Genomic DNA, 23,527 nt, shown 5'->3' on the forward strand with positions numbered 1-23,527 from the left:
TATGAAATCAACTGCACTTAACCATATTCATCACCAGCTGGGAGCCAAGATGGTTCCTTTTGCGGGCTACGAAATGCCTGTTTCTTACAAAGGCGTCAACGAAGAACACGAGACAGTTCGGCAACATCTTGGTGTTTTTGATGTATCTCACATGGGAGAATTTTTTGTAGAAGGAAAACAGGCACTGGATCTTATACAAAAAGTCACTACAAACGATGCCTCCAAACTTGTTGATGGACAGGCTCAGTATACCTGTATGCCAAATTCAACCGGTGGCATTGTAGATGATCTGATCATCTATAAATTTCATGATGAGAAGTTCATGATGGTCGTGAATGCATCCAATATCGAAAAAGACTGGGAATGGATCAACTCCCACAATAGTTTTGACGCCAAACTTTCAGATTTGTCTGATGACTATTCACTTTTGGCCATACAAGGACCTAAAGCAGTAGAGGCTATGCAAAGCATTTCACCGCTCGACCTTACAGCTATCAAATTTTACCATTTTGAAGTTGGAGAATTTGCAGGAGCTCAAGACGTCATCATTTCGGCCACGGGCTATACCGGGAGCGGTGGTTTTGAAATTTATTTTAAAAATAAAGATGCCGAGCATATCTGGACGGCTGTTCTTGAAGCAGGAAAAGATTTTGGCATACAGCCCATCGGACTTGCAGCCCGAGATACTTTAAGACTAGAAATGGGCATGTGTTTGTATGGGAACGATATAGATGAAACTACTTCTCCAATTGAAGCTAAACTTGGATGGATTACAAAATTTACCAAAGACTTTATCAATGCTGAAGCTTTAAAAGAAGAAAAGGAAAAGGGTCCTTCCAGGAAACTTGTTGCCTTTGAAGTTATTGAAAAAGGTATTCCAAGACATGGATATGACTTGTTGACTACTGAAGGTGATAATATTGGGCACGTTACTTCGGGCACCATGTCTCCTAGTCTCAAAAAAGCCATCGGCATGGGTTATGTCAAAACTGAATATGCCAAATTTGGAACAGAAATTTTAATACAAATCCGAAAGAAACAAATAAAAGCAGTTATTGTAAAACCACCATTTTACAAGGCTTAATCATATAATAAGCTAGACCATTGAGCCGTTTCTAGTTTAGAAATGGCTCACTTTATTTAAAAAAATTAATTGTTAATAAGCCTGGTTAGATTATAGCTAGCCTTATAAAGCTTTTTGGCTTCAAATAAAACATTTTAAAATAGAGACCTAATGACTTCTCGACTGTTCTCGAAATGACATTATAAAATGCTTATTTAAAAAAAACATTATCAAACACACCAAAAAAATATTGATTCTTGGCGCTAGCGGCTTTTTAGGAAATGTTCTTTATAAAGAATTATCTCCTTATTATGATGTCTATGGCACCTACTCCAGAGATAATCCTGTTTTGGAAGAAAATCAGCGTATGTTTCAATGGGATGCAGAAACCGAAACCATCAGTCTTTTACTAGATGAATTGGCGCCTGATCTCATTATTTCAGCGATAAGAGGAGATTTCTCTGCTCAAACTCATATTCATTTTGAAATTATTGCTTACCTCATCAAATTTCAAAAGAAATTAATTTTCATTTCGTCTGCCAATGTGTTTGATGTATTTACTAACTACCCATCATACGAATATGACAAAACACTTTCTGAAAGTGTTTATGGCAGATTCAAAATCAAAATTGAAAATGCACTGCTTAGACTTCCTAATCATTTGTACAATATCGTAAGATTACCAATGATTTATGGTCATAATTCTCCAAGAGTGAAAGAGTTGAAATTAATGCACGACTTGAAAGAACCGATTGAAGTGTTTCCCAATGTAGTCATCAATGCAACCACTCATGATAAATTTGCTCAGCAGATGCACTATATCATCAATAGAGAACTGGAAGGTGTCTACCATTTGGGCAGCAGGGATTTGATTCATCACAAAGAATTGGTTTACGACATCCTAAAGGGTCTTGATTTGGAAGAACCTATTTTCAAGAATGTATATAATTCTAATGAAGATCGCTACATAGCCGTGATCCCTAAAGAAAATATCTTACCAAAAAATTTACAGATCACCATAGAGGAAGTGATACAAAACTCTGTAAAAGTTTCCTAATCTCTACTCAGTCTGTGTTCAAAATCGTAAATTGAAATAAAAAGTAATAGATATGAAACCATTACAAGACGCAGAGATAGAAGCACGTTTAGAAAAGTTTGAAGGCTGGACGTTCAATGAAAACGCCATACATACCAAATTAGAGTTTGAAAATTTTAAAGAAGCCTTTGCTGCGATGACAAGAATTGCTTTTGAAGCAGAAGCTTTGCAGCACCATCCAAATTGGTTTAATGTATACAATAATCTTGAAATCTCGTTATCAACACACGATGCGGGTGGAGTTACCAATAAAGATTTTGAATTTGCAGAACGAATTGAAGAAATTATCTCTGCCTAATTTTAACAAAAGTTGAGTTAATTATTTCAATAGTTAAACACAATCTAAAGCATAATCATATATTTGCTTCCAAAATTAATTTTGGACATGATTGATGCTTTAAAATGGAGGTACGCAACAAAGAAATTTGACGATTCCAGAAAAATAGATTCTGATAAAATTGAACTTTTAAAAAAAGGCTTCAACCTCACGCCAACCTCTTATGGTTTACAACCTATAAGATTGGTTATAATTAAGGATCAGAATTTAAAAGACCGCTTGTTTGAGCATAGTTACAATCAAATTCAGGTAAAAACAGCTTCACATATTCTGGTGATTTGCATTGAAAACACAGTAGACGAAAAATTCATTAATCATAATTTTGAACTGCAAAAAGAAATTCGAAAAGCGGAAGATGAAATCGTAAAACCTTTTAGAGATTTTTTGATCAAAGATTTCACCAACAGAAATGACCAACAGATCAAAGCCTGGGGCATAAATCAAGCCTATTTAGCTATGGGAAATTTACTGACGATTTGTGCAGCAGAAAAAATTGATGCCTGCCCTATGGAAGGTTTTGAAAACAAGGCTTACGATGATATTTTAAATCTTCACGACAAAGGAATTTCCTCAGCCTTAGTCCTACCGATTGGCTATAGAGCAGAAGATGATAAGTTTGCTGATTTCAAAAAAGTGAGACGTCCGCAGGAAGAGACGATTATAGAATATTAGTTCTTGAGTAAGGTAGTTTTGAGTTCTGAGTCAAATCGTCGATAGTTGTTAGTGAATAGAAATTAGGGATTTGTTATTGTCAAGCTCTACTGCCTTTACTTGTCAAAGAAATGACCTTACCCAATGTTCTTTTTTTAATAGTTTAGGCTCAATTCATCTTATTAAATTATTCGAAAAGACTTAAGTTTTCTGTTTACAAACCAAAAAACAAGAATAACGACAACATTAGAATATAAGATTAAGACATAGACGATTAATAGATTTTTTAATCAACAGTCTTGATTCTAATGGTCCTGTTTCTTGACTCTTAATTCATAATTCTTGATTTTAAATTCCAATAATTAAACATTATTCCTTCCCCTCTACAAAATCTTGTAAATAGTCATATCTGGGAGTTAGTTTACCATTCTTTGTCATTCTGGCACGTTCCAAGATTCCGTCTAAATCTCCATTGAAAAATGCAGGAATCACATGTTCGGCAAACATATCGCCGAAGCCTTCACTGGCATCTTTGGGCAATTCGCAAGGCAAATTATCAACAGCCATTACTGTGATGGCATCTTTGGCATCAAAGCCGACCTCCTCTTCTGTTTGAGGATCGTAACCATAAAATGGATCGGCGATTGTTGAGGGTCTTATGGTAGAGGCCACAGGCCCATCTATATCACAACTAATATCGGCAATCAAGTTAATTTTGAAATCAAGCTGTTTTGCATCTTCTCTGGTAAACAAATACGGGGCATTATCACCATAAAAATGCCCAGCAATAAAGAAATCGGTGACTTTGGCAAAACGCATAAAATTAGATTCGTAAGGTGTTGGATCTAAAAAGAATTCTGAAATCTTTCCAGGTTTTCCATCCTTTCTTTTGTTATAATCCATCACATCAATCACTGTATAAACGGGTTCATCGAATGTAGAATGGAGGTAGTCCTCTACTCCCACTTCTTTGATCTGTAAATGGTCTAAAATCTCTTTGGCACCTCTGGCGACTTTCCCTAAACCTGAAAGACAAATCTTAAGTTTTGGTATTTTTATGTGGTTGAGTTCGTGCTTTAGGGCTTCTAAATCTGGAAGGTTCTCCACTTTAGGTAAATCAAAGAGTTGATCGCGTAAACCTAAGGCTCTGAACCCGTTGTAAGCCCCAACTAAGCCTGCATATCGACCAAAACCTATCAAACGGTTGCCATTGGGTCCTGTGATGACCTCATGATCAAACAGTTCAATGTTTTTATCTAAAACCGCTTTGAGTAAGTCTCTGTTGTAAGGTTGTTTTTTGATGGTATGGGAGAAGAAAAAATAGGATTTATTTGGGATGAGTGCCTCTATAGGTACTTCCTTGACCCCTAAAAGTACATCACAAGCTGATAGATTTTCTGAAACCTCAAGGCCTGCTTTGGCGTAGGCTTCATCTGAAAATATGCGAATACTGGAAGGTTCTACTATAAATTTAAGGTCATTGAATTGACTTTGAACTTCGGCTGCTTTTAGAAGTGAAAAGACAACCCTTCGATCTGGTGGTGTTTTTCTTTCTTTGATAAGTCCTATGGTCATGCCTCGTATTTTAAGATGATTTTTGCTTCAAAGATAGGATTAATATCTATTTTTACATTCCTGTTTTGGAAACGAAACGCTGGCTTTAGTCTGTAAGATTTAAATTAACGGGAAATCTGCGTAAGGGATAGAAGCGGCATCCCCCGATCCCCAAAGCATTGGGGATCGGGGATACAGCGGATAGCCCGACCCTTCCCTCTCAAGGCTTTGGGAGGGAAGGGCAACGCCCAAAACATGTTCATTGACGTGAAAGCAGTTATACAGCTTCACTTATTTAATTGGGGTCGATTTGGTTTTGACAGCAAGACCAATTGAATGGTAAGCACGCCGAGCGCTGGGATATAGCTCGTAAATCTCATGTTTCACACTTTTTTAAACGGCGAAGATAACTACGCCTTGGCTGCATAATCCGAATCACAGTAGGATATGCTTAATCCCAACAAGGTTGGGAGCTAAGATGTCTCGCAAAAGCCTTGATTTACGGCGTTTGCAACAGAGGCACCGGTAAAGTAAATATAGCTAAAGCAGGGCCTTGATGCTTTGGTGAAACTTAATCAAGGATAAGGATAAAGTAGGTGGTTTTCAGCCAGCTTTGTCTCGAAAACTCAAGAGAAAACTAAGCGTGTAGAAAACTATTGAATTGCTTGTTTGGACGGGAGTTCGAGTCTCCCCGACTCCACTTTTTGAGTATTAAACTCATACATAAACCCTGTAAGTCTATGATTTACAGGGTTTTTTGTTTTTACTAATATCATTTAATATCAAATAATATCATCTTAAGCGATACCAATACGGTGACCTATTGTACAACTACAAAAGGGGGTCTCGCTAAGCCTTCAAAGCATTGTTTTTCAATTCTTTACATAAGGTTAAAATTTTATTTTTTATCTTCTTTTTAGGTAGTTTAGGTGACCAATCGAGACCTAAAATTTTAATTTCCTATGAGAACCGATTTTCACACCCACTTTCACCTTCTAAATAAGAAGATAAATAAACGTGGTCTTGCACCTATTTATCTACGCATTACAGTCGACAGTAAAAGAAAAGAATTTAGTATTTCCCGAAGAATACAACCGGAATTCTGGCATTCTAAAATGCAGAAGGTTATGGGAAATAACCAAACTGCAAAAGAGATCAATACCCACATTAATAATATTCGGCATAAGCTTAATAAAATTCACCAGATATTGTCAGATAATGACCAGCCGATTACAGCTGAAGTAATGGTAAGTATATTGAAGGGCGAAAATAAAAAGAAGCCTAAAATGACTTTAGAGGCCTTTAAAGAACATAATCAACAAATGGATCGGCTTTCAGGCAAAAGCATCTCAGAAAGCACTGCTAAGCGTTATTGGACCTGTTATAATCATGTAGAACAGTTCATCAATGAAGAATTTAAATCAGATGATTGGGTTATGAATGACATTAACCCTCAATTCATTACTAAATTTGAATACTTCTTAAAAACAAAAAGAGGGTGCAATCATAATTCGGCACTTAAATACGTCAATAATTTTAAAAAAATTATCAGGATAGCATTGGCCAATCAATGGATGGATAGAGATCCTTTTTATAATTACAAAGTACAGTTTGAATCCGTTGAGCGAGAATTCTTGAATGAAAAAGAAATAAAGACTTTGATTGAAAAAGACTTGCATTTTGAAAGGCTGAAATTAGTTCGTGATATGTTTGTATTTAGTTGTTATACTGGTCTAGCCTATTCTGATGTAAAAAAATTAAATTCAAATGATATCACCACTGGCATAGATGGGGAAAAGTGGATACGCATCAGGCGAACAAAGACAAAATCACTAAGTAGTATTCCTTTACTACCAATTGCAGAAGAAATAATTGAACGTTATAAGACACACCCTGAAGTTCAAAAAGGAGATTGTATTCTACCAGTTTTAAGCAATCAAAAATCTAATGCATTTCTAAAAGAGATCGCAACATTATGTGGAATTACAAAAACCCTTACTACTCACCTAGCCCGTCATACTTTTGCAACTACCGTTACTCTCACCAATGGAGTTCCCATTGAATCTGTAAGCAAAATGCTCGGCCATAAAGATCTTAGAACAACCCAACATTATGCAAAAATTGTTGATCGCAAAATCAGTGATGACATGAAAATATTAAAAGAGAAACTGGAAAATAAATAACTTAGATTCAGGAGCTATACTATTTTTAAAGAAATTTTTTTAAAGCCTTTTTATTGATTTCTCTGCTATTCGTAATTAATATCTACAACTTTCACAATCAATTTTAATGCAAATTCAAACAGTATTTGTATTTAAAATTACACATCATATCCATTACATTTTTTACATTGAAATGATATTAAGATGATTTTTGCTTAAACCTGGTTGATGAAAAATTATAAACCTTAGTGGTTTTCAATTTTTCAATTCATGAAAGTCGTTTCAATTCTCTTATTCTATATTGCTTTAAGCTATCCCTTATCATCAATTTCTACTGAAAATGAGATTTTCCAGGGGGACTCTGTTTATATGCTCAAGAAAAAACAACTTGAAAAAGCATACAAAAATGAATCCCCACAAAACATTGCTTTAAAGCATTATGAACTTGGTGAATACTACCGTACAGCTTTACTATATTCTGAAGCTATAGAACAATACTACGAAAGTTTAAGGATAGTTCCAGAGCGAGACGCTTTGAGGGTGGACCTCACCAATACAATTGCTTCCATATATATCACTCACAAAAACTTTGAGAAGGCTAAGGATTATTTGGATAAATCAATCACAGTTTCAAAGAAGATAAACTATTTGAAAGGTCTTGGAATGGCTGAAAGTGCTTTAGGAACCTGTTTTGAAAAAGAAGGGGACTATTTAAAGGCTTTAGAACATCAGCAAAAAAGCGTTTTGATATTTGAAGATTTGGGCAATAAACATCAGATAGCCATTGTAAACGAAAACATTGGAAGCATTTACGAAGATTTGAATCAGTTTGATAAAGCTCTGCTATATTTCAAAAAATCCGATGCCTATTTTCAAGAGCATAAAAGTAAAGATCGAATAAGTGTCTTGAATAATTTAGGGGATATCTACAGAAAAACTGGCAGCTATCAAGAAGCTGTTGAGTTTACTACAAAAGCCTTAAATCTTGCTAAAGCTTATAAGGACCTAGATGAGCAGGAAAGTGCTTATAAAGATTTATCAGAAATTTTTGTAGACACAAAAGACTTTGAAAAAGCTTATATGTATTTTCAAAAATACGATGAGATCGAAAAAGAGGTCCTCTCTTCAAAAAATTTAAAGCAAATCAATACACTTCAGACCGTTTATGAGACTCGAGAAAAAGAAGCTCAAATTGAATTGCTGACCAAGCAAAATGAAATAACAAATGCTAATCAAAATTTACTAATTGGAGGAACCTTTGCTTTTATCTTAGTGTCTGGTGTGTTTTATATCCATTTGCAACGAAAACGACGAGATAAAAATAGAGTTCAAGCTTATGAACAAAAGCTATTAAAAACAGAGCTAGACAAAAAAGCGATTATCGAAAAAAAGCTAAATGACATAATACACCTTAAAACAGCTTCACTTACCAAATACAGTTTGAACATTGCGCAGAAAAACAAACTTATAGCAGACCTATCCAGTACATTAACCAATATAGCTAGTAGACCAGGAATGGAAGTCCATCAAAAAATTAAAATGCTAGCCAAAGATTTAAATAGAGAACTAAATCAATCCGAAGAATGGGATGAGTTCATGAATTATTTTAAAGAAATAAATCCACGTTTTTTTAAGCAATTGAACTCTATAATTAACGAAAATCTCACAACTACTGAATATCGTCTTGCCATGTTACTTCGTCTAAAAATGTCTTCAAAAGAAATCGCTTCAATTTTAAGGATTACCCCTGATAGTGTTCGAGTAGCTCGTTACAGATTGAGAAAAAAACTTCCCATAGAATCAGAAATAAAACTCGTTCAATTCCTCCAAGAATTAAAGTAAAATCGGTCATTGTTTAGGCAAAGTATACTCAATGTTAATTAATCTTAATTGTTGCCTTCTTGTAGCCATAAAAATACTGCTTTGTTCACTCTTTGTTGCCTACCCATTTTATAAATAAGTTTCTATCTATCATAGGTTTGCACACTAGTTCTAACTTAAAATATTTCTAAAATGAAACACAAAACACCAGTAGAATTTAGGAAAATGATGCTTCTCTTTTTTCTCTTTTTCACAACATTTTATGGCTTTTCTCAATCTCAAAACCATAGGTTATCAGGAAAAGTAATTGATGTATCAAACGGCAGACCTTTAATGGGAGTAAACGTTATTGTTGTAGACATGTCTATAGGAACAGTAACCGATCGGAACGGTAACTATGTTTTGCGAATTCCTGAAGGTAAACACGAGCTTTCTTTTAATTATTTAGGCTTTAAAAAAGAAACACTTTCTATCGATTTGAACCAGGATAAAATTATAGACACGGTAGATCTTAAAAGTGATATTTCCATGATCAATGAAGTGACGATCAATGTGAATAGATATGGACAAGCCAAAGCATTAAATGAACAAAAAAATGCTGATAATATCATGAACGTGATATCTTCAGATCAAATCGGTAGATTTCCAGATCAAAATGTAGCTGAAGCATTACAACGCGTTCCCGGGATTACAATTACTAGAGATCAAGGTGAAGGTCGTTTTGTTCAAATACGAGGAACAAATCCTAATCTTAACTCTATAAGTATTAATGGTGAACAAATTCCTTCTCCAGAAGGAGATGCACGTTTTATAGCTTTAGATGTCATTCCCTCCAATGTACTTTCGAGTATAGAGGTGAATAAAGCAATTACTCCTGATATGGATGGTGATGCTGTTGGAGGATCAGTAAATCTAAAAACGCTTACACCAATTGAAGGCCAGACTATTTTTAATGTAACTGCAGCCAGTGGTTATAACAACCAAGTACAAGACCTAAGCCCTGTTCTAGCTCAAGGTGCCATAACTTATGGGAAACGTTTTGGAAAGGATGAAAAATTTGGGTTTTTAGTTGCTGGAAGTTATGACTTAGACAATCGCGCTTCCAACAATAATGAAATGGAGTATGATGATGGGGAGGTGGAAGAAGTAGAACTCAGAGATTATGAATTGACAAGAGAACGATTAGGGATTACCTCTTCATTTGACTATAAATTTTCTCCTTATTCTAAGATCTATCTCAATGCCATTTATAACCGTTTTGGAGATCAGGAATTTAGAAGAAGCGTCAACGTCACTACTGATGCCGTAGAACGGGAACTTAAAGACCGATACGAAGTCCAGTCCATCTTTAATGCTTCATTAGGGGGCGAACATCCGCTTGGTGATAATTTTGATATTGACTATATGCTTTCTTATTCCTATGCAGAAAATGACACCCCAACAGAATATGTCACCATCTTCGGACAAGAATATGAAGATAATGATGGCGAAAGCATAGATTTTATGGAATTTGATACCACAGATAGTGATTACCCACGATTTAATGTGTCTTCTGACGCACCTAGTGGTGCTGGTGTTCTAAATTACCAACAGTATACATTTGATGAATTCGAATCTTCTAGCGAAATCACAACCGATAAGCACTTTACCAGCAGAGTCAATCTTTCTACAAATTATCAGGTAGGAAGTTTTAAAGGAAATTTCAAATTTGGGGGTCTTCTTAGGATGAAAGAAAAAATGCTGGATCCAAACAAAAGGTTCTTTTCATATGAAGGTGATTTAGGTTATACAGACTTACTAGGAGATTTTGTTGATAATGATTTTTTAGAAGGTCGTTACGATTTTGGACAGTCTGTAGACCCATCGGAAATAAGCAGTCTCTTTAGAAACAATTCTGCTGATTTTGAGCTTGAAGAAGAAGATACCTTTGTAGACAGCGAATCTGAAGACTATCGTTCTACAGAAGACACTTATGCAGGTTATGTTATGACAAAACTGACTAAGGATAAGTTAAATATAATAGGAGGTTTCCGTTATGAAAATACTGCGACGTCTTACTTTGGAAATACTGTTGAATTTGATGTAGATGGTGAATTGATTCCTGAAGCTGTAGAAATTAACACCGAAAGAAATTTTGAATTTTTCTTACCGATGCTTCATGTGAATTATCGTTTTGATAATATGACGGTATTACGTTTTGCTCATACCAGCACTTTTGCAAAACCAAATTATTTTGACTTAGCGCCCTATAGAATCGTCAATCGTGAAGATAATGAAATTGAATTTGGAAATCCAGATTTGAAGCCAACACGATCGCTGAATTTTGATATCATGGGAGAGCATTACTTACCCTCTTTAGGAATAGTTTCAGCAGGTGCTTTTTTCAAGCAGATAAGAGACTTTAGGTACAATAGATTATATATTTTTCAAGATCCAGAGTTTGCAGGTTTTGAAGCAGAGCAGCCTGTGAATGGAGACACTGCTCAATTAGCTGGATTTGAACTGAGTCTACAGCAACAACTCGATTTCTTGCCTGGCTTTGCTCAATACTTCGGGATTTTTCTCAACTATACCTACACCTGGTCCGAGGCTGAAGTTCTGGGAGAAACAAGTGAAGAGGTAAGAAAAGTAACTCTCCCCGGACAAAGTAAAAATTCTGGTAATGCTGCGCTTTCTTATCAAAGAGGTGGATTCAGCGGTCGAATAGCAGCCAACTATAACGGAGCCTTTGTAGACGAACTTCGTGACAATTCAAGTAATGATCGTTTTTATGATGACAGATTACAACTCGATATCTCAGTAAGCCAAAAAATAGGAAAGAATCTAAGCGTTTTTGCTGAAGGTTTGAATCTGACAGATGCGCCTTTGAGATATTATAACGGAGTAAGCTCTAGACCAGAGCAACAGGAATTTTATTCTTGGTGGATGAATGTAGGAATCCGATTAGACTTATAATATGAGAACCATGATTCTTAAAATTATAGGATGTCTGGTTTACGGTTTCTTAATCGGAGAGTTGTCTTCGCAAGACTTGTCAAAAACCTATGTAAATTCAAACGAAACTGAAAGCTTAAATAAGCTACAGCAGGACGAAGAGGGTTTGCATTTCTTTGTCATTGGAGATTGGGGGAAGAACGGCTATTTCCATCAAAAAGAAGTGGCTGATATAATGCATCAAACAGGATTTGTCCTGGAACCAGAGTTCATTATTTCAACTGGCGATAACTTTTACCCAGATGGAGTTGCAAGCGTTCATGACCCCTTTTTCAAATCAAGTTTTGAAGATATTTACGAAGGATTCAATCTGTTTTGTCCCTGGTACATCACTCTGGGCAATCACGAATACCGCGGAAATTCTCAAGCCATAATCGATTATTCGGAAATTAGCCAACGCTGGAAAATGCCAGATCGCTACTACTATAAAGACATAGATCTCGAAGATGCTAATAGTAAAGCCCGCTTTATTTTTCTAGACACTTCACCTTTTGAAGATTCATATTATAACAGAGAGAAATACAAAAATGTAACTCATCAAGATAGCTTAGCACAAAAAAAATGGCTCCAAAAAACACTACAAAGCTCTACTGCAGACTGGAATATTGTGATAGGTCATCATCCGTTTTATTCTTCTGGTAAACGCAAAGATGATATCCCCTATGTGAAAAAACATCTGGAACCTATACTAGAAAAGTACAAAGTTGACGCCTATTTTGCTGGACATGAGCATGACTTACAGCATCAAAAACCAGAAGGGATTACAACGCATCATTTTGTTTCTGGTGCAGGAGCCGAAACAAGACCCACAGGCAAATTACCTTATACCAAATTTTCTAATTCTGAATCTGGCTTTATGGTCGTTTCACTTTTGAAAGAGAAAATGTGGGTACAAGTAATAAACTGGAAAGGTGACGTTGTTTACCAAACTGAAATCAAAAAATAAATGAAACTGAATTTAATAATCCAAAACATACAACTAATGAAAACCTCAATTCAACCAATTTTTTATACTGCTTTCATATTCATGCTATTAATTTTATCACTGACCTCTTGTAAAAATACGCTTGAAGATAAGAAAGCAGAAAAAGAACAATCAGCACAAGATACACTTAAGAACAAAGACATTGCAGTTATTAAAGAAGCATTTCAAACCGACAGAGATGCTGGAGACAATGTAGATAGCCCTGCGGTTTGGCATGGTGGAAATGGTGAGCATTGGTTATTGGCAACTGCCAAAGAAGGAAATGCTATCATTGTATACAGTGCAGAAGATGGTTCATTTATAAAAAGATTTGGAGAATCTGGCGAAGGCGAAGGAGCGTTTAGCCGTCCTAATGGAATAACTGTATTTGAAAACCTTTTACTTATTGTGGAACGAGACAATCATCGTGTACAGGTTTTCAACTTACCAAACTTTGAGCCTTTGGGTTTTTTCGGACAAGAATCACTAAAAAAACCCTACGGAATTAGTGTAATGAAAAAATCAGATAATAATTTTATTGCCTATGTAACAGATAATTATGAGACTAAAGATGAGCAAATTCCTCCAGTTGATGAACTAAATGAAAGAGTACACATGTTCAGTTTTGAGGTTAAAGAAAATCAACTAACTTCCAAACACAAAAAAGCCTTCGGCGATACTGAAGGAAATGGAGTTTTGCATAAAGTTGAGTCTATTTTGATAGATGAAGACCTGGAACGTTTACTCATTGCTGATGAATACAGCGAACAAAGAAACATTAAGATATACTCGCCAGAAGGTGAGTTTACAGGAGAAATAATTAGTAGCGATTATTTTGATAGTGAACCAGAAGGCATTGCACTATTTGAATGTAAAAAAGATACAACAGGCTATTACATAACAACAGATCAAGATTATGAGAATAATAAGTTTGAAGTATTTGATAGAAAAACACTTAAACATTTAGGCAGTTTCAGTGGAGAGATCACGAGTAATACAGATGGGGTTGCATTGACTCAAAAAAGCTTCGGTGATTTTGATAATGGAGCATTTTTTCCAGTACATGACGATGGAAGCGTAACTGCTATATCCTGGACTGAAATCGCTGAGTCGTTAGGGTTAAAAGCTAGCTGCGAATAACTAATTAGGGGAATAGTAAACCAAAACCCTGGAGAATGAAGTTTAGACTTTCATTCTTCAGGGTTTTTTATGCTTTAATTTGTGTATGTACTTCTAAAACAAATCGCGTTTAGAGCTACATTGGCTTGAACTCGTGCAATTGCTCTAAAGCAATAGTGAATTTCAACTCTTTACATCTTGAATTTCTGTAGTAGTGTCAAATATTCTTTTAGCAAAAGGATGGATAACTCGGATCGATTTGTGCCAGTGATTTCGGTCGGTTAGTGCCAGGCATTTCGGTTCAAATTGTGCCACTTTTGGTTTTAAGTTAAGCCTATATCGGTTCGTTTTGTGCCACTTTGAAAGATCAAGTAAATAATACCTTGTCGCTTAAAAACAAGCGATATGGCCAATACACTTGATCCAATGGACTTAAAACAAATTATATCCTTACATCTCGATGGATTTAGCAACCGTAAAATAGGCGCCACCCTTGGGATCTCCCGTAATACGGTAAATGCTTATATGCGCCTGTTCAAGGCCAGCGGCTTTTCTCTGAAAGAATTATTGAACCTTAATAATGCTGGCTTAGAAAAGCTTTTTCCACCTCACACTACTATTGACAACCCTCGCTATGAGGAACTGATGTTGTATTTTGAGGGGATCAATAAAGCCAGGAATCATCCAGGATTTACTTTTTTATACCATTATCAGGAATATGTAGCGCAGGCCAAAGATCCTTATGGCTATACCCAGTTTATGGAACACTACCGACGCAAATATGCGAAGGTTAAAGGTTCGATGAAACTTGAACATGATCCTGGGAATGAAGTCTTTATCGACTATGCCGGCAAAAAGCTCCACATTATTGATAAGGAAACCGGGGAAGTGATCCCTGTAGAAGTATTTGTGGCCATCCTTCCCAGTAGCCAGTACACCTACGTGGAAGCCTGCAGGAGTCAGAAACGAGAGGACCTGATTGCCTCTCTTGCTGTAATGCCTTGAACTTTTACGGGGGCGTCCCTAAAGCAATTGTCTCCGACAACCTAAAATCAGCGGTTACCCGTGCCAGCAGGTATGAGGCTGACATCAACAGGAGTTTTAAAGACTTCGCAAGGCATTACGGCTGTGTGATCAATCCTGCCCGGGGCTATGCCCCACAAGATAAAGCCTTGGTGGAGAATGCCGTAAACCTTGCCTATCAGCGGATCTATTATCCCCTTCGGGAGATAAGCTTCTTCTCTTTAGAAGATCTGAACCAGGAGATAAAACGCTTGCTGGAGCGGTACAATGATCTGTTGTTCTCCCGCAAAGAAGCCAGTCGCAGAGAACTCTTCCAATCGGTGGAGCGGGAATACCTAAAACCACTGCCAGAGATAGGCTACGAACTGAAAGGGTACCGAAGGGCCAAGGTTCAGAAAATAGGCTATGTATACTTCTCCCCAGATAAAAGCTATTACAGCGCACCCTATCGTTACATAGGTAAGGAAACCACCATCCATTATACCAGTTCCGTGGTAGAAGTATATTACTATCATCAGCGGATCGCCCTACACCAGCGCAACCCATCAAAAGGCAGTTACAATACCAACAAAGATCATTTAAGCAGTACCCATAAATACTATAGCGACTGGAGCCCTGAATTTTTTAAAAAGAAAGCGGCCATACATGGCAAGCACGTGCTGGGCTGTATCGAGAAAATAATCACCGCAGTGGACTATCCTGAAATAGGATACAAACGGGCTATGGGGGTCATCCAGCTTCATAAATCCTATGGCTCCCAGCGATTGGACAACGCCTGTAAAAGAGCTTTGCAAGCAGAGGCAGTTACTTACCTGCGCATTAAAAATATCCTGAAAAATAACCTGGACAAAAGCTCCCTGTTTTACAAAGACCTCGAAGAAGATAAACCACACATCCCCAAGCACGATAACTTGCGGGGTGCTTCTGCATATCAATAATAAACCATTAAAATTTAATAAATATGAACAATAATCAGACTATTGAAAAATTAAAACAAATGCGCTTGGAGGCTATGGCTCAGTTGCACCTGCAGCACATAAAGGACAACCGCATAGAGAATATTACTGCCGACGAATATCTGGCACTGCTGATCGATCACCAATGGGAAGACCGGCAGAACCGCAAGATAGAGCGACTCTTAAAACAGGCTAGCTTTAAACAAGAGGCGAACCTGGCCGATGTAAATTACACTCAGCAACGCAACCTGGACAAGAACATGTTTACCCGTCTGGGGACACTGGATTTTATCACCAGAAAGGAGAATATTATCCTTACTGGGGCGTCCGGCGTAGGTAAAAGTTATTTAGCCCAGGCTTTAGGACATCAGGGGTGTATGATGGAATACAAAACCATTTACACCAACACCGCCCGCCTTTTTAAGAAATTAAAACTTAGTAAAGTAGATGGTACTTACCTTAAGGAGCTGGGGAAACTCATCAAAGCGGATGTACTGATCCTCGATGACTTTGGCCTGCAGAGTTTTGATAATCACGCCAGGGAAACCCTTATGGATATAATAGATGACCGGTACAACAAAGCCTCCACAATTATATCATCACAAATACCCGTATCGGCCTGGTATGATATAATTGGAGAAGGAACTATAGCAGATGCAATTCTGGACAGGATCGTGAACTCCTCACATCGGATCGACCTCAAAGGAGAATCATTAAGAAAAGGAGCATTAAAGAACGAGTAATATTAATTTTTTATATAATTGCAGTATCTTTCAAAGTGGCACTGTTTGACCGAAACAGGTGGCACCATCACTCCGAAATAGCCAAAAGGACAAAGCGGTATGATTTTCACATTGTTTTCTCTAGCAAAGTCAACTGATTTCATCACTAATTTTTTTCCGAGTCCTTTTCCTGAAAATTTGTCCTCTACCCCTGTATGGTCTATAATAAACTTTGTTTTTCCTGCCCAAGTGAAGGTCATCTCTCCCGCAAATTCTTCATTGTAGTAAATCACATAACGTCCTTTTTTACCGTTGTCTTCACGTTCTATTTTAACATTACCCTGCATCTCCTTGATACTCAATGCACCTGAAGGGCATTTCTCTACTTGGTCAATTAATTCCTTGGAAGTGGCATTTTCAGGGGTTATCCATGGTTTTGATTTTGGATTATAGACTTTAGGTAATGTGTTAACACATATACCAGTATGTATACATTTCTCAGGTTTCCATAAAATGGTAATCTCTCCGTTTGAATAGGCCTTGGTTTTCATTAGTTATTCTTTTAAGGTTTTACAGATGGTCTAGTGGAGGCACATGGAGTTTTTCAAGATCCCAATTGGCTTTTTTGGCTCCTGCCTGATAGGCTGATTCCATAAAATCCAGCAATGTCTTTCTTGGATCATGCTCTGCCAGCAAATTATTATATTTCAAAATCGCCATAGCACTTCCGTTACTACTCACCCACTCCGCTGAGGATGGAAATAAAACTTCTTTATCTAAGCCTTTAGGAGATGGGTAGGTATAGGAATAAAATGCAGGTTCTTTTATATTATCATCACCCGCCCAAAAACCAAAACTGATGCATTCATGCGAATAAGCATCTTTGTCAGATAGTCGAGCATCAACCCCCATTGGGGGCGCTTCATTCCCAGAAAAACGAGTTACCGCTAAATCCATGGAATGCCAATAGAGATGCACGGGACAGGTTTTTCCGTAAAAACGACCACTGAACTCTGTAAAAACATCATCAACCCAAAGTAAACTTCGCCATAGATTTTCGGTATACTTCTTATCATAATGCTGGTATTCGTTAATCTCCCCAAAAGATTTATCGATTCCCAAACCAAAAGGAACATCCAAAATTGAGACTGGAATATTGAGTTTCTGGGTAATACCGAGCAACTTATTGTAAAAATCTGCCACTGTAAGACTTTCGTGCAAGGAAAAACTCTCAAGTTCTCCTTTACTGGTGCTGACCTCCAATTTATGATGAATGACATTTAAAGTCATGCTGAATTTTTCGAGACCTGAATTATAGGGAATAGCACCAGTTGTTAACCCCTGAGTATTGACATACTCGGTCACGTACCACCAGTGGTTTTTTCTGGAGGTCATTTTTAACCGAATTTTACCCATGATCTGCAAGAACAAATGAAGGGTCATTTTCTTGTCTTCATTACCAATATAGGTTAGCTCTGGAAGGTTTAGTGAATTCTCCATAATTCGGATACTTAATAAACCTAAATTACTAAATTAAATTTAAGTAGTATAGAAAATTTGATTTAAAAAACTAGTAATGAATAAGATAGGGCTTAAAAGAAAATATTATAAATTAAATGAAGATCAAAAGGATTGGTTTTCATTGGATGCGCTGTTAGCTAGAGTTTTCTTTCTCTTTAGTAAAATATCTATTCGTCTCTTGTTCTCTTGTTGCAATAAAGAAGGATATAAATTCATGAAAATATTAGGAACCATCATTGTTATTCCAACTATAGGGCTTTTGGTAAAACTAAAATATATTGCAACTACTGTCACAAAAATAAATCCGATTAAATGACTTATTTCAGATAAGGTCATTTCTTTACGTATTTCAGTCAAGTCGTCATTTTGGTTTTCCACCTTAATTTTCTGATTAAAAAATTTGAAAAATGAATTCTTAACTATCCACTTAAAAGGTTTCATTCCGATTTTTTTGTTTAAATCTTTACTTTTTATAAAATTCAGATTTGATAGTTTATTATAGAAATCTGTCTTCATCAGAATACTGTTAACTATCATTCCAACTATCCAAGAGATAAATGACATTGATAATCCAAATACAAATCCAGAAATTATATCTTCCATTATTTTTTATTTTGCCTTCATATTGACCTCCTCCCACATTTTTATAAAATGAGCCAAATAACGTAAAAGCATAAACCCTACTCTATTAAAAAAACAAAAACCCTAAGAAGAGCTTAAAACAACTCATTGTTAGAGCTGTAGTGGCTTGCCCGCCCGTTCCATACGGACGAGTACAAGGCTTAGGGTTGTTGGTAATCAGGCTTTATTTTGTTCGTTTTATTTTCGGTGGATTTTGTCGAGTATCAAATACATCAGCAATTTTTATGAATCTGTTTTGTTCATCAACCGAATATATTATTTTGTAGTTTTTGAAAATCAAATAACGATAATGAATTTCTCTATCTTTAAGTAACTCTTCTTCTTGTCCAATGAAAGAGGCTTTGATTAATTTTTCCGATTCTTTGATTATTCCAGTTACAATTTTATTAGCAATTTTTAAATTGGCTTTCTTTTCGTAATACTCATAAATTTCGTCGAGTTGAGTTTCCGAAAATTCTGACCAAATAATTTTAAAATTCATTATTCGTATTTGGCTAAAAGTTCAGAACTTGTTTTAAATCGATTGTTTTTGAAATCCGATTCTGATTTGTCAATTCGTTTATTTAACTCATCAATGGTCATTGGATCAAAAATCCTTTCGTCAGAAGTGTCTTTTTCCTTTTTCAATATGTTCTCAAGCTTGGAAATTGCCTCCTCGCTTTGAAGTTTTAAGAATTCTTGAATAAATTCTATTTTTCGAGCTTCAATATTCATTTCGAGTTTCTTTTAATCAAAGATACTAAATTATCAAATTCAATCAATATCTTTCTTGGTTAAACGATTTTTTGAGCTTGTTACCACTCATTATACATCTCTAAAAATACAAGTTCATAGCAAATACACACACCACAAACCCATATTTTATAAAATTAGCCAAATAACGTAAAAGCATAAATCCAACTTAGGCAATACCACAGAAGCCCTGAAAGGACTTAAAACCACTCATTGTTTAGAATTGTAGTGGCTTGAGCAAGGGCTACCGAAATTGGGCATAGTGCTTTTCAAGTTCTGCTTGGTTTTCCGTTGCTTATAATTTAGTTCGGAAGTGAGTGCTGCAGAGACATACTTTTTTGCAATATTTAGTTGCAGAGTTGGCTGGTGCGAATTGCAAATGTGTATGGCTTTTAACCTTGGCTATTTCGTAAACCTGATTTGCAGATTCAAATTAAAATATAAGTTACCGTTGTCCTCATATATTTCTCCAAATCCGTGTCGAGAAGAACTTGCAGTTTCCAGTTTAGTATTATTTAGCAAATAATTTTCAAATTCATTTCTATTGTAAATATGATAGCATAGAACATCACCATTTTTTTTAACAATTAAATATCCACCTGTCGCATCATATTGTCCAGTCCAAACCTTAGAAGGCATCATTCCAAGTGCTACGTCAGTTAAGAATCTTTTGATCTTGTATTCATAAAACTTATGCTCGTCTTCAATGTCAAAGTTTAATGGATTCTCATTAGCAGTTTTATTTAATAAATCAGTTGTATTAGAAAGCTCACTTGTATAAAATTCATAAACAATTTGAGATAAAATTTCAGGCAATAAACTGTCGATTAATACAAGGTTGTTTGAAAATATTTTTCGTTCTGTTTTTACAAATTTTAAAGCTCCGCCTTTATTTTGAATTTGAACAATTCTATCCATTATTTTGCTTCTTGAAGCAATTGAATTGATTTTCTCAATTTCTTTTTCAGATATTGTAATCCCTTCTATTTTAAAAATAAAATTAGTTGTTTTACCAGCATTTAAAAGAGTTGAAGGACTACCAAGTTGAGATTTTATACTAAATCCTAATGTAGGTTGTTGATTCGTTCTTTGATCGTGAACAACAATCGTAATATCAGTTTTTGCAGTAGAACTAGCTTTTAAGGAAACACAATTTATGGATTGCATAAATTTCTCAATTTCTGGAACTGAAAAAGTCCTTTCTTTGTTTTGCTTAATTGCATTTAAAAGGAAAAGGGCTTTGTCTTTAAAGTGTGAAATAGGGATTTTTAAAACTTCTTCATTTCCTGAAACTAAAATAATCTCATCTTGGATTGAATATTCAAAATTGCCGTTGTTTTCGGTGCGAAGTATTTTGATAATTGGATAAACTAAACCTTCTAATTTTTCAATGTCTTTGTTCCCAAGAAATAATTGTTTGTCGCCTAGTAGCTTGAAAAGCGCATAAATTTCGCTCCATTCTCCCTTATTTCCTGTAATCATCTGCAGTTAAGTTTTTCTATTATTTTATCTGCAGTTGCTTGAATAGCAGGAACTGCAACTGAATTTCCGAATTGCTTATATGCTTGTGCGTCTGAAACTACAATTTTAAAATTATCTGGAAAGCCTTGCAATCTTGCCCATTCACGTGGTGTCATTTTTCTAATTCCTTCTCGGTTCACTTTTCCTGAGATATTTGTAATTGGCTTGAAATTAGTCAATCTTTCATCAAAAACTAAATTTCGCTCTCTGCCCATTCCACCGCATACAACAGCATTTGCGGTTCCATCATTTGGAATTATTTCATAGCCAAATCCATTCCCTTTACTTTCGTGTCTTGCTCTATGATTCTTTAAGGTTTGTAAATAAGTTGTAGAAAGATAATACTTTACAGAAACTTCTTGCTCTTCTAGAATATCATCTAAAATTCTTATTTCATCAATTGGTTTAGGATATTCAAACTCGTTAATTCCTAAATCTTTCCTGAATCCTACAATAAAAATTCTTTCTCGGTTTTGAGGAACTCCAAAATTTTTGGCATTTAATATTTTTGGTTCAGGAACGTAATAATTTAATTCATTGCGTAAAACATTTAAAATTGTAGCAAGTGTTTTGCCTTTATCGTGATTTCTTAGACCCTTAACATTTTCAAGAAATATGGCTTTTGGCTTTTTATCGTTTATAATTTTAGCAACCTCAAAAAACAAAGTCCCTCTTGTGTCTTCAAATCCACCACGTCTGCCAGCAATTGAAAATGCTTGACAAGGAAAACCAGCACAAAGTACATCAAAATCATCAGGAATATATGTTTTAGTTTCTGGTTTTGTAATATCGCCAAACGGAATTTCTCCAAAGTTTGCTTTGTAAGTTTGCTTAGAATACTTATCCCATTCGCTTGTAAAGACACATTTTCCATCAAGATTTTGAAGTGCTAAACGAAAGCCACCTATCCCAGCAAAAAGGTCAATAAATTTAAATGTTGGGTTCTTAGGTTCTGGGAAAGGAATAGATTTATTTAAATCAAAAATTAAATATTGAAGTGCTTCCTCAGCAACTTTATCCGTAACTTTTTCTGTTGGATATTCTTTTTCAAGAATTTCTTTTACATACAAAAGCGCATCTTTCTTATAAAATTGAGAAACGCCATTTTTATGATTATTCAAATAGTGTGTAAATGATGCAGGTTTAGGACTTTCTTGATCTACTACTTTTATCTCAAATAGTTGTCCATCAATGTTTTCTAAATCAATTTTTTCTAATATCATAACATCCTAATTCGCAGTACAATTTACTAAAGTTTGATATTGCAATTGCCCATTTTCATGCTTTTTTATTCACAATTTTTTCAAGCGCAAAGGCCAAACAACTCTTTTGATTTTTAGCGCTGGCCTATGGGCGCGCTAAAGGCTTAGTTAATAGGCAACTTACTTTTTCAGCATATTGTTTCCTCGATTTCGTCTTTTTCAGTTTCATAATGTCTTTTTGAACACTTGTTTATTTGCTCTTCACTCGGTTCAAGCTTAAATTCAAATCCTAGTTGTGGTTCAGCGTAAACCTTATTTTTCTCGAACTTGTTTATCCAATTTTCAAAATCCGCAAGTATCTTCAAGTCCTCAATTTTCAAGTGTGCTTGATTTTTCTTTATAATCCGTTTTAGATTTTGGGGAATGACTCTTGGTTCCTCCCCAAAATAATAAAATTCGGTTGATAATAAGGCATTATAACCGCTCAAGTCTCTCTTTACGTTTAATTCATTATGAACTCCTTTTCTAATTGTTGGCTCGTCCGATTTAGAATAGTCGTAAATACAATCCCCCATTCTTTTCCGCCAATCTTTGCTAAACCAAGACGGATTTTTTTCGGTCAATTTCTCAGAGCAAAATTTATCATATTCTGAAAGAGTCAATTTATCTGTAATTCGCATTGCATAAACCAAGCTATCGGACAAATCGTATTTTTTGCCATCTTTAAGTTTTGAATTTTTAGAACCTGTTCCGATAACCCAATCTCCAATTCGTGCAGTTCTTCTTATTGCAGGTTTACAAATAGTTAAAGTGCAAATTTTCCAGAAAGGATTTGGTGCAGCTCCGTCATCAAATCTTAATACGTATGAATATATTCTTCTCAATTTTAATTTGTTTTAAAATAAAATAGGCTGTCATTTAGACAGCCTAAAATTTGTAGCAGACCGAGGATTCGAACCTCTAACCCATCGCTAAGTTTCATAAATGTTGGTAGTTTCAAAGAATTTCTGTTTGGACAAGTCTGCTGGTTGGGAAGGTCTGCCCACCAAATAGAAATAACATTATTAGAATTATAACGAAAGCCAAGCTTTCTACGATATTATTGAATCTTTTTCTCATATGATTTATTTTTTTAATTACACAATCACAGATTAATCGAACAATAACTCCTTGAGTTAAACTATAACCCCAACTATTTAATTCACTAAGATTTTAAAGAGCCTTTTATTTTGTAGCAAAAACCGTTCCTAGAACATGTTCGGTATGTTGCCAACTCATTATACATCCCTAAAAATATAAGTTCATATCAAATATCTATAGCACAAACCCATATTTTATAAAATTAGTCAAATAACGTAAAAGCCTAAACCCAACTTAAACAAAACCACATAAGCCTTAAAAAGGGCCTAAAACAACGCATTTTTTAGAGTTGTAGTGTCTTGCCCGC

21 protein-coding genes, 1 other RNA gene and 1 pseudogene are annotated in these 23,527 nt (G+C 35.5%); 13 read left to right on the forward strand and 10 right to left on the reverse strand.

Going from position 1 to position 23,527, the window contains the following annotated elements; genetic code table 11:
• Window position 1 precedes the first annotated feature (1 nt).
• From gcvT to LB454_RS02285, 4 genes are all read left to right on the forward strand, one after another.
• Window positions 2–1,084: a glycine cleavage system aminomethyltransferase GcvT gene (gene gcvT, locus LB454_RS02270; RefSeq protein WP_224462698.1), complete on the forward strand. Its 1,083-nt coding sequence runs from the start codon at window positions 2–4 to the stop codon at window positions 1,082–1,084.
• Window positions 1,085–1,313: 229 nt separating this feature from the next.
• The gene (locus tag LB454_RS02275) at window positions 1,314–2,120 is read left to right on the forward strand and encodes a sugar nucleotide-binding protein (protein WP_262902754.1); all 807 of its coding nucleotides are present in this window, start codon (window positions 1,314–1,316) and stop codon (window positions 2,118–2,120) included.
• 52 nt (window positions 2,121–2,172) lie between these two features.
• Complete coding sequence (locus LB454_RS02280) at window positions 2,173–2,457, forward strand: 4a-hydroxytetrahydrobiopterin dehydratase (RefSeq protein ID WP_224462700.1); 285 nt, start codon at window positions 2,173–2,175, stop codon at window positions 2,455–2,457.
• A gap of 87 nt (window positions 2,458–2,544) precedes the next feature.
• Window positions 2,545–3,168 (forward strand): NAD(P)H-dependent oxidoreductase, encoded by a 624-nt coding sequence (locus LB454_RS02285; protein ID WP_224463858.1) that lies wholly within the window; start codon window positions 2,545–2,547, stop codon window positions 3,166–3,168.
• Between the two features lie 348 nt (window positions 3,169–3,516).
• On the opposite strand, the gene LB454_RS02290 is transcribed toward LB454_RS02285, so the two are convergent.
• Window positions 3,517–4,722: an NAD(P)-dependent oxidoreductase gene (locus LB454_RS02290; RefSeq protein WP_224462702.1), complete on the reverse strand. Its 1,206-nt coding sequence runs from the start codon at window positions 4,720–4,722 to the stop codon at window positions 3,517–3,519.
• 280 nt (window positions 4,723–5,002) lie between these two features.
• Here LB454_RS02290 and ssrA point away from each other — a divergent pair.
• The 9 genes from ssrA (at window position 5,003) to istB (ending at window position 16,483) form a co-directional block, all read left to right on the forward strand.
• Window positions 5,003–5,404, forward strand: a transfer-messenger RNA (tmRNA) gene (gene ssrA, locus LB454_RS02295).
• Window positions 5,405–5,663: 259 nt separating this feature from the next.
• Window positions 5,664–6,884, forward strand: coding sequence for a site-specific integrase (locus tag LB454_RS02300; protein ID WP_224462704.1), 1,221 nt, complete (start codon window positions 5,664–5,666; stop codon window positions 6,882–6,884).
• Between the two features lie 249 nt (window positions 6,885–7,133).
• Window positions 7,134–8,705, forward strand: coding sequence for a tetratricopeptide repeat protein (locus tag LB454_RS02305; RefSeq protein WP_224462707.1), 1,572 nt, complete (start codon window positions 7,134–7,136; stop codon window positions 8,703–8,705).
• A 171-nt stretch (window positions 8,706–8,876) separates the two neighbouring features.
• Window positions 8,877–11,639, forward strand: a complete 2,763-nt coding sequence (locus LB454_RS02310; RefSeq protein ID WP_224462709.1) for a TonB-dependent receptor — start codon at window positions 8,877–8,879, stop codon at window positions 11,637–11,639.
• 1 nt (window position 11,640) lies between these two features.
• Window positions 11,641–12,624, forward strand: coding sequence for a purple acid phosphatase family protein (locus LB454_RS02315; protein ID WP_224462711.1), 984 nt, complete (start codon window positions 11,641–11,643; stop codon window positions 12,622–12,624).
• A gap of 36 nt (window positions 12,625–12,660) precedes the next feature.
• Window positions 12,661–13,782, forward strand: a complete 1,122-nt coding sequence (locus tag LB454_RS02320; protein WP_224462713.1) for a 6-bladed beta-propeller — start codon at window positions 12,661–12,663, stop codon at window positions 13,780–13,782.
• A 384-nt stretch (window positions 13,783–14,166) separates the two neighbouring features.
• Entirely contained in the window at window positions 14,167–14,766 is a 600-nt protein-coding gene (locus tag LB454_RS02325; RefSeq protein WP_224462715.1) for a helix-turn-helix domain-containing protein, read from the forward strand.
• Complete coding sequence (locus LB454_RS02330) at window positions 14,763–15,722, forward strand: Mu transposase domain-containing protein (protein WP_224462716.1); 960 nt, start codon at window positions 14,763–14,765, stop codon at window positions 15,720–15,722. The genes LB454_RS02325 and LB454_RS02330 overlap by 4 nt, the downstream gene beginning before the upstream one ends.
• Window positions 15,723–15,745: 23 nt before the next feature.
• Entirely contained in the window at window positions 15,746–16,483 is a 738-nt protein-coding gene (gene istB, locus LB454_RS02335; protein ID WP_224462717.1) for an IS21-like element helper ATPase IstB, read from the forward strand.
• Window positions 16,484–16,485: 2 nt separating this feature from the next.
• Here istB and LB454_RS14080 read toward each other — a convergent pair whose 3' ends face one another.
• The 9 genes and pseudogenes from LB454_RS14080 to LB454_RS02380 form a co-directional block, all read right to left on the reverse strand.
• Window positions 16,486–16,809, reverse strand: coding sequence for a GNAT family N-acetyltransferase (locus tag LB454_RS14080; RefSeq protein WP_224463859.1), 324 nt, complete (start codon window positions 16,807–16,809; stop codon window positions 16,486–16,488).
• Between the two features lie 3 nt (window positions 16,810–16,812).
• A pseudogene (locus LB454_RS14085) lies at window positions 16,813–17,013 on the reverse strand ((4Fe-4S)-binding protein); the annotation flags it as partial.
• Between the two features lie 19 nt (window positions 17,014–17,032).
• Complete coding sequence (locus tag LB454_RS02350; protein WP_224462718.1) at window positions 17,033–17,962, reverse strand: DUF5996 family protein; 930 nt, start codon at window positions 17,960–17,962, stop codon at window positions 17,033–17,035.
• Window positions 17,963–18,085: 123 nt separating this feature from the next.
• Window positions 18,086–18,586 (reverse strand): glycosyl-4,4'-diaponeurosporenoate acyltransferase CrtO family protein, encoded by a 501-nt coding sequence (locus LB454_RS02355; protein WP_224462719.1) that lies wholly within the window; start codon window positions 18,584–18,586, stop codon window positions 18,086–18,088.
• A gap of 202 nt (window positions 18,587–18,788) precedes the next feature.
• Window positions 18,789–19,106, reverse strand: a complete 318-nt coding sequence (locus LB454_RS02360; protein ID WP_224462720.1) for a type II toxin-antitoxin system RelE/ParE family toxin — start codon at window positions 19,104–19,106, stop codon at window positions 18,789–18,791.
• Window positions 19,106–19,339, reverse strand: a complete 234-nt coding sequence (locus LB454_RS02365; RefSeq protein WP_224462721.1) for a hypothetical protein — start codon at window positions 19,337–19,339, stop codon at window positions 19,106–19,108. Before LB454_RS02365 ends, LB454_RS02360 begins: the two co-directional genes overlap by 1 nt.
• A 420-nt stretch (window positions 19,340–19,759) precedes the next feature.
• Window positions 19,760–20,839: an HpaII family restriction endonuclease gene (locus LB454_RS02370; protein ID WP_224462723.1), complete on the reverse strand. Its 1,080-nt coding sequence runs from the start codon at window positions 20,837–20,839 to the stop codon at window positions 19,760–19,762.
• Entirely contained in the window at window positions 20,836–22,101 is a 1,266-nt protein-coding gene (locus LB454_RS02375) for a DNA cytosine methyltransferase (RefSeq protein WP_224462725.1), read from the reverse strand. The genes LB454_RS02370 and LB454_RS02375 overlap by 4 nt, the downstream gene beginning before the upstream one ends.
• A gap of 167 nt (window positions 22,102–22,268) precedes the next feature.
• On the reverse strand, window positions 22,269–22,964 hold the full coding sequence (locus LB454_RS02380) for an Nmad2 family putative nucleotide modification protein (protein WP_224462727.1): 696 nt from the start codon (window positions 22,962–22,964) through the stop codon (window positions 22,269–22,271).
• Between the last annotated feature and the right edge of the window lie 563 nt (window positions 22,965–23,527).

It is taken from the genome of Psychroflexus montanilacus (assembly GCF_020164535.1).
Classification (GTDB): Bacteria; Bacteroidota; Bacteroidia; order Flavobacteriales; family Flavobacteriaceae; genus Psychroflexus; species Psychroflexus montanilacus.